The organism is Candidatus Cryptobacteroides sp. (genome assembly GCF_056207615.1).
Genome location: NZ_JBAEER010000015.1, coordinates 1 through 10,418 on the forward strand (window position 1 = coordinate 1; position 10,418 = coordinate 10,418).

Sequence of the window (10,418 nt, forward strand, 5' to 3'; positions counted from 1 at the left end):
GACAATGGTTCAGATACCATCGTCGTTACCGAGGTGCCTTACATGGTCAACAAGAAGGAGATGATCAAGAAGATGGCCGACCTCGTGGAGGACAAGAAGATCGAGGGTATCGCCGATATCCAGGACTTCACCAACCGCAAGGGTGTGAGGATTTGCATCAGAGTCAAGAAGGGATTCAACTCTAACGTCATCCTCAACCAGCTCTTCAAGCTCAGCCCGCTCCAGTCAAGCTTCTCGGTCAACAACGTGGCCATCGTGAACGGACGTCCATGTACCTTGAACCTCAAGGACATGATCAGGAACTTCGTGAAGCACAGACATGAGGTCATCCTCCGCAGAACCCAGTTCGACCTTGACAAGGCCAAGGCTCGCGCCCACATACTCGAGGGACTCCTCAAGGCTCTCGACATCATCGACCAGATCATCAACCTCATCCGCTCAAGCAAGTCGGTAGACGAGGCGAGGACAGGTCTCATCGAGAAGTTCGGCTTCTCAGAGATTCAGGCCAACGCGATCGTCGAGATGCGTCTCCGCCAGCTTACCGGTCTGGAGAGGGACAAGCTCCAGGCAGAGTTCGATGAGCTCCAGAAGTTCATCCAGTACTGCGAGGAGATTCTCGGCAGCTACGAGCGCCAGATGCAGGTGATCAAGGAAGAGACCGCAGAGATGAAGGAGAAGTATGGCGATGCTCGCCGTACCGTCATCGTTCCTGACGAGGGTGAGTTCAACCCAGAGGACTTCTATGCAGATGAGGATGTGGTCATCACCATCTCTCACCTCGGATATATCAAGCGTACATCTCTCGCAGAGTACAGGACCCAGAGCCGTGGCGGCAAGGGTATGAAGGGAAGCTCTACCCGTGAGGAGGACTTCATCGAGCACATCTATGTCGCCAACATGCACAGCACCCTCCTGTTCTTCACCCAGAACGGCAAGTGCTACAGGCTCAAGGTATACGAGATTCCGGAGGGCACCCGTTCTTCGAAGGGTCGTCCTGTACAGAACGTGATCAGCATCGAGCCTGGCGACATCATCAAGACTTATGTGACCGCCAAGAGCATCGAAGATCCTGCATATACCGACAGCCATTATGTGCTCCTTGCTACCAAGCGCGGTATCATCAAGAAGACAAACCTTACAGAGTACTCAAATAAGCGTAGCCGCAACAAGGGAATCAACGCTATAGGCATCCGTGAGGGCGATGAGCTCCTTGATGCTATCCTTACCAGCGGCGACAGCCAGGTGCTCCTCGCAGCCAAGAACGGACGTTGTGTCCGCTTCGATGAGGAGGACGCAAGAGCACTCGGTAGAACTGCTTCCGGCGTTCGTGGCATAAATATTGACGATGACGACGAAGTAGTAAGCGCCGTATGCTTCAATCCTAACCGCGAGGATGCCGCAGAGCACACCGCTCTCGTAGTCAGCGAGCATGGATTCGGCAAGCGTACAGGCTTCGATGAGTACAGGCTCACCAACCGTGGTGGAAAGGGTGTCAGGACGCTCAACATCACTGAGAAGACCGGAACAGTGGTCGCTCTCAAGAATGTTACCGAGGACAATGACCTCATGATCATCACCCGAGCTGGTCTCACCATCAGGATGTCGGTATCAGACATCAGGGAGGCAGGCCGAGCAACCCAGGGAGTCAAGCTCATCAACATTAAGGAAAATGACCTCATCGCTTCTGTGACAGTCGTTCCTAAACAGGAGGAAAACAACTCCGAAGGAGAAGGCGAAGCAGCAGTAGAAGAGACCACACAAGAATAACAAACTTTAATTAATAAGATTATGAAAAAGATTTTCATCGCATTGGCACTCGTCCTCTCAGTTCAGGCAGTCAATGCACAGTCAACCAAGTCACCAGCTGCTGCAAAGAAGGCTCTCGACGCCGCTGAAGCTGCTGCAGCGAACCCAAAGAAGGCAGCCAAGGTAGCTACCTGGTTGTCACTTGCAAAGAGTTATGTTGATGCCTACAGCGCTCCTCAGGGAAACGTATGGGTAGGTATGACCAAGACTGACCTTCAGCTCCTCGGTGGTCCTGAGAAGCCAAGTTCAGTAGAGAACGTTATCCTCAACGCTGCCGGTTATGAGAAGATGACCTATGCTGAGAAGAACCTCTATTTCAATGAGCAGGGTACCCTCGCAATCATCGAGGTTACCAAGCCAGTCGTAAAGGATGCTCTCTCAGGCGCTATCAAGGCTTATGCTTCTGCAGCAAAGGCTGACCCTAAGGGCACCAAGACCAAGGATATCAAGGAGGGTCTCCAGAGTATCCAGAAGAAGTACACCGATGATGGTCTTTCTCAGTACACTCTCGGTAACTACGCTGCATCAAGCGAGTGCTTCGAGAAGGCTGCAGAGGCTTCTGCAACCGCACCTCTCTCAACTTTCGATGCAGAGAGCGTTTACTACGCAGGCTTCACTGCATACTATGCAGGTGACATGGCGCGCGCACAGAAGTTCTTCGAGCAGTGCTACCAGAACAAGTACTACAACGAGGACGGTGATGTAATCGCTAAGCTTTCTGAGATCTACAAGAAGGGTGGTGACAACGATAAGTCTCTCGCAATCCTCAAGGAGGGTTTCCAGGCATTCCCTACCAGCCAGGCTATCCTCGTGAGCCTCATCAACCATTACATCGAGTCTGGTGACAACCAGGACGAGCTCTTCTCTCTCCTCAATGTCGCTAAGCAGAACGAGCCTAACAACCCATCTCTCTACTATGTTGAGGGTAACATCTACTCACAGCTCGGTAAGGAGGAAGAGGCTATCGCAGCTTACTACAAGTCAAACGAGGTTGATCCTAACTACGAGAACGGTCTCATCGGTGTAGGTATCCTTTACTACAACAAGGCTATCGCAATCGCTGAGGAGGCATCTAACGAGTTCAATGACGCTAAGTACATGAAGCTCGTAGAGCAGTTCGAGGAGCAGTTCACCAAGGCTATCGATCCATTCGAGAAGGCTTACGCTATCTGCAACGATCCTGAGATCAAGGTGAACCTCATCGCTGAGTCACTTAAGAACATCTACTATCGTTTCCGCGATAAGGATGCTAAGTACCAGGCAGCTTACGACAAGTATAACGAGATCGTCAAGAATGGTCTTTAATCGACCTTTGCCATAAGCGAAAAGACCGGCTGGAGAGCCGGTCTTTTTTTGTTATATCCTAGAGCTTGTCGAAGGCCTTGACGATCTTTGTGACGAGAGGGTGGCGTACGATATCCTCATTCCGGAACTTGATGGTCGAGATTCCCTTGATGTCCTTTACCAGGTCGATTCCCTTCAGGAGTCCGGAGTCGTTCTTGTTCGGGAGGTCAATCTGGGAGGCATCTCCGGTGACGATGAACTTGGCGTTCGTGCCCATTCGGGTAAGGAACATCTTCAGCTGTCCGAGGTTGGTGTTCTGGGCCTCGTCGAGAATCACACAGGCCTTGTCGAGCGTCCTTCCGCGCATGTAGGCGAGAGGAGCGATCTGAATTACGCCTTCGGCCATAAAGTCCTGGAGCTTCTTCGGCGGAATCATGTCTCCGAGGGCGTCGTAGAGGGGCTGGAGATATGGATCGAGCTTGTCCTTGAGGTCTCCGGGGAGGAATCCTAGCCTTTCACCTGCTTCGACGGCTGGACGAGTCAGGATGATTCGCTTGATTTCCCTGTTCTTGAGTGCGCGGACTGCAAGCGCGATGGCGATGTAGGTCTTACCTGTACCTGCCGGGCCGATCGCAAAGATGAGGTCATTGTCAAAATATGCCTTGACCATGTCCTCCTGGGTCTTGTTGCGGGCTGCGATAGGCTTGCCGTCGTTACCGAACACTATAGGCGAGCTGCCGTTTAGCTTGAGCTGTGACGGAGCATGGATATCTTCCTCGAAGATGTCCTCGACGTCGTAAGGCGTGAGATTCATCTTGTGCTGGCGTCGCTCCACGAGGCGCCCGATCTTAGCCTCGAACTCCTCCATGTCGGTCTGCTTTCCGTCAAGGAGAATGTTGTTGCCCCTTGCCACCACCTTCAGGTTTGGGAAATATCCGCAGAGGGCTTCAAGAATCCTGTTGCCTGCACCGTAGATCTCTACGGGGTCGATTGCGTCCAGTGTTATTGTCTTCTTCATCTATCTATTCCTGTTTCATTTCTGACATTGTTCCAACTCGAGATCATGTTGTCGTAGTCTGATGGATTCATCCATTCGTCTCTTTTCCCGATATAATCGTTGATCTTGATTGTCTTATAATTGTTGCATAGGAAACCTGGTCGTGAGCACCATAGCCAATCCCATTCCGGGTCCATCAGCTCCAGACCGTCTTTCCCGTGCCTTACGATGCGAACCGTTGCCATGAGCTCGATCTGTGTGTTCCTGGCGCTCATGTTGGATACGGCGTTGCCGAGCGAGTAAATCACCGGCACTTCCTTCTCTTTTCCATCTCCATCGGTCACGCTAATCCTGGTCATGTCCTGAACGACATGTGGGTGAGCTCCTATTATGTAGTCTGCGCCCGCCTGCGCAAGGTCGCGTGCCTGATATGTCTGATACCAACTGTGTGTGAGCTCATATTCATTTCCCCAGTGGGGAAGTGCGAGTACGACTTCAGCGCCTGCCTTCCTTGCATTGCGGACGGCCTGACAAGGCTCACTCATGTCCCCGAGATTGAAGACCATAGGGTAGCCGTCGCTCTGGTCTGCATTGGTCCCGTAGGTGGGGTTCACTATGCCGATCTTGATCCCGTTTACCCGGAGGAGGAGCGGATTGTGCTCCCGATAATGCTCTTCGTCAATTCCGGATCCGGTGTGGAGCACTCCGTCCATGGAATCATATATGCCCAGCGTCCTTCTTAGTCCGCGGGTCCCCTTGTCAAGTATGTGGTTGTTGGCGGTGAGGAATACGTCGACCCCTGTCCCATGGACATATTCGGCATAGCTGTCGGGTGCTGAGAATGCTGGGAAGCCGGAGTAGGGTTCTCCGCCAAGCGCGAATTCCATATTTGCAATAGCAAGGTCGGCAGAACGGAGGTCGTCCTCAATTCCAGAGAGGAAGGAACTGTAGTCCCTGTCAATCTGTGCGCTGTGAAGCATCACGTCACCGATTATTCTTATCGTGACGGTGTCGTGTGGTAGGACGTTCGGCAGGAGGGGTATGAATCTCTCGTCGAACTGGACTTCAGGAACAGATATCCTGAGTTCGGTTGGCGCAGATATCTCATGCTTCCGGCGTGGTCGGCTGGAGGCACAAAGAACTACTGCTGACATGAGCAGCACGGGTATTGCGAATGCTCTGATCCTCATTCAATGCAAATATACATTTTTTTTGTGAGCCACCATTAATTGAGTAAATTTGCAAGTTACCCTTATAATGGACATGAATTTGAAAACCAGAATATTGACCCTGTCTGCAGGCCTCGTGTTGGTGGCCTCTCTGAGCTCATGTGACCAGATCCGCAAGCTTGCGGGACGTCCTACCAGCGTGGAGATCCAGGAGATACGCGAAAGGATTGCTGAGGACAAGGCCAGGGAGAAGGCGATTGCCGATTCTATCAGGCTTGCTGAGGCGGCAGCCCAGAAGGCGAAGGCTGATTCTGTGGCCGCTTGTGATTCGTTTGCCCAGATGCCAGGGTACATACGTACTCCTGAGAGGGTGCGTGGCATCAGGTCCGGCGTCGTGGACCATCGTTTCTATGTCGCCGTTGGTGCGTTCAAGTCTCCTGAGAACGCGCAGCGCCTTGCTTCTAAGTTCGATGCAGAAATATACAGGCCGACCGTCGTTTTCACGGGCAGTGGCCTCAATGTTGTTCTTGTCTGTCCGACCGACAAGGTTCAGGATGCATTCAAGTCTTTCATGATGGTCAAGCAGAATCCTCTCTGTCCTAAGGAAGCTTGGGTGCTTGTCAATGACTCTAATTGGAACAAGAAATGAGAAAGGCAACATTCAGGAACATCATTGCGCTTGCTCTCTGCACCATAGCGAGCGCACCGCTCTTCGCCCAGTTCAGGACGGGGGCCAATTACGATAATCTGTACGACAGCGAGACGGTTTCGGCTCTCAAGGAGCATGTGTCTTATCTTGCTTCAGCTCAGATGGAAGGTCGCAAAGCCGGATCCGAGGGCGAGAAGATGGCCGCGGAATACATGTTTGACGTGCTTTCTTCCTATGGGGTGGACATGATCTCTCCCAAGAACGGCTCGGAGTTCGGTATCGCATCAGAAAAGGATACGCTCGTATCTAGGAACGTTTACGGATACATCGAAGGATATGACAAGTCCTTGAAAGACCATTACATTGTCGTGGGAGCGCGTCTTGATAATCTCGGGACAAGGACTATGACCGTGGATGGCCAGAGGGTCGAGTCAATCTATTTCGGAGCGAATGGAAACGCTTCCGGACTCGCGATGATGGCAGAGCTCGCACGCATGGTGGCCACGAATTCCATCATCTTCCGCAGGTCAGTGGTGTTCGTCGCCTTCGGTGCTTCATGCGAGAGCTTTGCCGGCTCATGGTATTTTGCTGACCGCCTTTTCAAGGGTAAGGTGGATGCCATGATTGACCTTGACATGCTCGGAATCGGAAGCAAGGGCTTCTATGCATATACTTCTTCGAACCAGGACATGAACACGCTTCTCGCGTCCATGAAGGGCTCGCTTCAGCCTGTGTTCCCGGAAGTGACGGCCGCGGAGCCATATCCTTCTGACCATAGGACCTTCTATGCGAAGGAAATCCCATCCGTACTTTTTACCACCGGTAGGTACTCGGAGCACAATACTTCCAAGGATACTGCTTCTCTCCTGGAATACGAGTCCATGGAGAAGGAACTCGAATATATCTACAACTTCACCCAGACGCTCGCCAACAACGGCAGCGAGATCCTCTTCTATCCAGTTCAGGTCAGCGACAGGAAGAAGGGAACAAGCTACGGCACAGACGTGGTCGCTTATTATGACTGCGATCAGAAGCCTCTTTTCTCGAACAGTGCGGACATCAACAAGTTCATGAAGGATTGGGTCTACAGGCTTCTGAAGTATCCTCAGGCTGCGGTAGAGCAGGGAATCCAGGGTACAGTCCAGGTCAACTTCGTGATCGACAAGAACGGTGCTGTGACCGATGTCACCGTGGTCAGAGGGGTCCATCCGCTGCTCGACGACGAGGCCGTGAAGGTCATCAGCGCTTCTCCAAAGTGGAAGCCAGCCAGGGTTAGGGGAGAGAAGGTGCGCTCATCACTCACTGTCGGAGTCGAGTTCAGACTCCAGAAGAAGAGCGAGAGACGCAGGTTCGGAATTAATGGATATTAAGAAACAACATAAGAGACAATGGATTACAATTTCAAAGAAATCGAGAAGAAATGGCAGGCCTATTGGGCTGAGAACCATACCTTCAAGGCAGAGGTTGATTCTAGCAAGCCAAAGTACTACGTGCTGGATATGTTCCCATATCCTTCAGGAGCCGGACTTCATGTAGGTCATCCTCTCGGTTACATCGCCAGTGATATCTATTCGCGCTACAAGCGCCTCTGCGGATTCAACGTCCTCCATCCTATGGGATACGATGCGTTCGGTCTTCCTGCAGAGCAGTACGCTATCCAGACAGGTCAGCACCCTGAGGTGACTACCGTCAACAATATCAACCGCTATCGCCAGCAGCTTGACCGCATCGGCTTCTCATACGACTGGTCACGCGAGGTACGTACCTGCGATCCTGCTTACTACAAGTGGACTCAGTGGGCTTTCCTCAAGATGTTCGGATGCTGGTATGATCCGGCTCAGGACAAGGCTCGTCCTATAGAGGAGCTCGTTGCAAAGTTCGAGACCGAGGGCTACGATGGAATCACTCCGGAGAAGTGGAATGCTGCTTCAGAGAAGGAGAAGTCGTCCATACTCATGAACTATCGTATCGCATACCAGGGCGAGACTGCAGTGAACTGGTGCGCGAAACTCGGAACCGTGCTCGCAAATGACGAGGTCAAGGACGGTCTTTCAGTTCGTGGAGGATATCCTGTCGAGCAGAAGAAGATGACCCAGTGGCAGCTCCGTGTATCTGCATATGCCGGCCGTCTCCTCGACGATCTCGAGGAGCTTGACTGGACAGATTCACTCAAGGACATGCAGCGCAACTGGATCGGTAAGAGCCAGGGTACAGAGATGATCTTCCACACCATCAACGGTGACAAGGAATATGACATCACCATCTTCACCACCCGTGCGGACACCGTGTTCGGCGTGACCTTCATGGTTCTTGCTCCTGAGAGCGAGTGGGTGGAGAAGCTTACATCTGCAGAGCAGAAGGAGGCCGTCGAGGCTTACCTTGCAGCAGCAAAAAAGAAGACAGAGCGTGAGAGAATGTCTGAGACCAGGAAGGTTACCGGCGTATTCTCGGGTTCGTATGCAATCAATCCTCTTACCGGCGACAAGGTTCCTGTATGGATCTCTGAGTATGTGCTCGCCGGCTACGGTACAGGCGCGATCATGGCGGTTCCTGCACATGACAGCCGTGACTATGCTTTTGCTAAGACCTTCGACCTTCCTATCATTCCTCTCATCGAGGGATGTGACGTGAGCGAGCAGAGCTTCGACGCGAAGGAGGGTACCATGTGCAACTCCGGTTTCCTTAACGGTCTTTCAGTGAAGGAGGCTATCGAGGCTGCGAAGGATTACGTTGAGGCAAACGGACTCGGACGTCGCAAGACCAACTATCGTCTCCGTGACGCAATCTTCTCAAGGCAGAGATATTGGGGTGAGCCTTTCCCTATGTACTTCAAGGATGGTATTGCAAACCCTCTCCCTATGGACAAGCTCCCTCTCGAACTTCCTGAGATTGACGAGTTCAAGCCTACCGAGACCGGAGAACCACCTCTCGGCCGCGCAAAGGACTGGGAATATGAGGGCTTCCCGCTTGAGAAGAGCACCATGCCTGGTTTCGCAGGTTCTTCTGCATATTACCTCCGTTACATGGACCCACATAACGAGAACGCACTCGTAAGCAAGGAAGCAGACGAGTATTGGCGTAACGTGGACCTCTATATCGGCGGTACCGAGCATGCTACCGGTCACCTCATCTACTCCCGTTTCTGGAACAAGTTCCTCTTCGACCTCGGTTACGTGTGCGAGAAGGAGCCTTTCAAGAAGCTCATCAACCAGGGTATGATCCAGGGACGCTCAAACTTCGTATATCGTATCGTCGGTACCAACACCTTCGTGTCATGCGGTCTCAAGGATCAGTACGAGACAACTGAGATTCACGTAGATGTGAACATCGTCCACAACGACAAGCTCGATATCGAGGCATTCAAGAACTGGATGCCAGACTATAAGACTGCTGAGTTCATTCTCGAGAATGGTGAGTATGTCTGTGGATGGGCCATCGAGAAGATGAGTAAGTCGATGTTCAATGTGGTGAATCCGGATGTCATTTGCGACACATACGGTGCAGATACTCTCCGTCTCTATGAGATGTTTCTCGGCCCTATCGAGCAGAGCAAGCCATGGGATACCAAGGGCATAGACGGTGTCAACCGCTTCCTGAAGAAGTTCTGGAGGCTGTTCTTCAACAAGGGAGAATGGTCCGTTGTGGACGAAAAGGCTACTCCGGCAGAGCTCAAGGAACTCCACAAACTCATAAAGAAGGAACAGGATGACATCGAGTCATTCTCATACAATACGACCATAAGCGCATTCATGATTGCAGTGAACGAGCTGACCGCCCTTAACTGTAACAAGAAGGAGATACTTGAGCCTATGGTCATACTCCTGAGTCCATTCGCCCCTCACATCGCCGAGGAACTCTGGCACCTCCTCGGGCATGAGGATACGGTGACATATGCATCATATCCTGAATTCGTCGCCGCCTATGCGGCCGAGGACAATGTGACTTATCCTGTCCAGTTCAACGGCAAGATGCGCTTTACCGTGGACATGCCTAAGAGCGCGTCTCCGGCAGAGGTCGAGGCTGCGGTGCGGGCCATGGAACAGACAGCCAAGTATGTCGGCGGCCTCAGCATTGCGAAAGTCATCGTTGTACCTGGCAGAATCGTGAACATAGTGGTCAAATGATGGCCTGGGCGAAAATAAGAAGGTTACTGACAGATTATTTCTTCCTGACTTTCGCCTGTTTCGTATTTGCGATATCATGGGAGTGCTTCATGATACCGAACGGAATGTCGGCGGGCGGAATGATGGGACTGTGTACCGTCATACAATATGCTACGGGAGGACTTATCCCGGCGCAATATTCATATTTCGCCATCAACGCTTTGTTGATTATCGTCGCGGTGCTTGCGATGGGGATAGGTTTCGGATTCAAGACTATCTACTGCATAATTATGTCCACGGTTGCAATGGAACTGATGGCGGATGCTGAGATACTGCACAGTATCCAGGGGCATTTCTTCTATGTCGAAGAGACCTTGCTGATCCCTATCATTGCCGGCCTTCTGGAAGCG

General features: G+C 52.0%; 8 protein-coding genes. 6 read left to right on the forward strand and 2 right to left on the reverse strand.

Annotated features, from left to right (window positions below):
* Together AC06ND_RS00945 and AC06ND_RS00950 are read left to right on the forward strand one after the other, a co-directional pair.
* Positions 1-1,767: DNA gyrase C-terminal beta-propeller domain-containing protein (locus tag AC06ND_RS00945; RefSeq protein WP_475677123.1), on the forward strand; the 1,767-nt coding region annotated here is incomplete at its 5' end.
* A gap of 21 nt (positions 1,768-1,788) precedes the next feature.
* Positions 1,789-3,111, forward strand: coding sequence for a tetratricopeptide repeat protein (locus AC06ND_RS00950; RefSeq protein ID WP_475677124.1), 1,323 nt, complete (start codon positions 1,789-1,791; stop codon positions 3,109-3,111).
* A gap of 58 nt (positions 3,112-3,169) precedes the next feature.
* Here AC06ND_RS00950 and AC06ND_RS00955 read toward each other — a convergent pair whose 3' ends face one another.
* Both AC06ND_RS00955 and AC06ND_RS00960 read right to left on the reverse strand, forming a co-directional pair.
* On the reverse strand, positions 3,170-4,108 hold the full coding sequence (locus tag AC06ND_RS00955; RefSeq protein WP_475677125.1) for a PhoH family protein: 939 nt from the start codon (positions 4,106-4,108) through the stop codon (positions 3,170-3,172).
* On the reverse strand, positions 4,105-5,277 hold the full coding sequence (locus AC06ND_RS00960) for a CapA family protein (protein ID WP_475677126.1): 1,173 nt from the start codon (positions 5,275-5,277) through the stop codon (positions 4,105-4,107). The genes AC06ND_RS00955 and AC06ND_RS00960 overlap by 4 nt, the downstream gene beginning before the upstream one ends.
* Before the next feature lie 73 nt (positions 5,278-5,350).
* Between AC06ND_RS00960 and AC06ND_RS00965 the strand changes: the two genes are divergently transcribed.
* The 4 genes from AC06ND_RS00965 to AC06ND_RS00980 all read left to right on the forward strand — a co-directional run.
* Positions 5,351-5,905 carry an SPOR domain-containing protein gene (locus AC06ND_RS00965; protein WP_475677127.1) on the forward strand — a complete coding sequence of 185 codons (555 nt, stop codon included), beginning with the start codon at positions 5,351-5,353 and terminating at the stop codon, positions 5,903-5,905.
* Complete coding sequence (locus AC06ND_RS00970; RefSeq protein WP_475677128.1) at positions 5,902-7,275, forward strand: TonB family protein; 1,374 nt, start codon at positions 5,902-5,904, stop codon at positions 7,273-7,275. The genes AC06ND_RS00965 and AC06ND_RS00970 overlap by 4 nt, the downstream gene beginning before the upstream one ends.
* Positions 7,276-7,293: 18 nt before the next feature.
* Complete coding sequence (gene leuS / locus AC06ND_RS00975) at positions 7,294-10,029, forward strand: leucine--tRNA ligase (RefSeq protein ID WP_475677129.1); 2,736 nt, start codon at positions 7,294-7,296, stop codon at positions 10,027-10,029.
* A partial coding sequence (locus AC06ND_RS00980; protein WP_475677130.1) for a YitT family protein occupies positions 10,029-10,418 on the forward strand: 390 nt, incomplete at its 3' end. The genes leuS and AC06ND_RS00980, both read left to right, overlap by 1 nt.

What these genes read in the sequence shown, in the direction of transcription:
- AC06ND_RS00950 (WP_475677124.1), top strand. Translation starts at nt 1,789, where the DNA reads ATGAAAAAGATTTTCATCGCATTGGCACTCGTCCTCTCAGTTCAGGCA.
- AC06ND_RS00955 (WP_475677125.1), bottom strand. Translation starts at nt 4,108, where the DNA reads ATGAAGAAGACAATAACACTGGACGCAATCGACCCCGTAGAGATCTAC.
- AC06ND_RS00960 (WP_475677126.1), bottom strand. Translation starts at nt 5,277, where the DNA reads ATGAGGATCAGAGCATTCGCAATACCCGTGCTGCTCATGTCAGCAGTA.
- AC06ND_RS00965 (WP_475677127.1), top strand. Translation starts at nt 5,351, where the DNA reads ATGAATTTGAAAACCAGAATATTGACCCTGTCTGCAGGCCTCGTGTTG.
- AC06ND_RS00970 (WP_475677128.1), top strand. Translation starts at nt 5,902, where the DNA reads ATGAGAAAGGCAACATTCAGGAACATCATTGCGCTTGCTCTCTGCACC.
- leuS (WP_475677129.1), top strand. Translation starts at nt 7,294, where the DNA reads ATGGATTACAATTTCAAAGAAATCGAGAAGAAATGGCAGGCCTATTGG.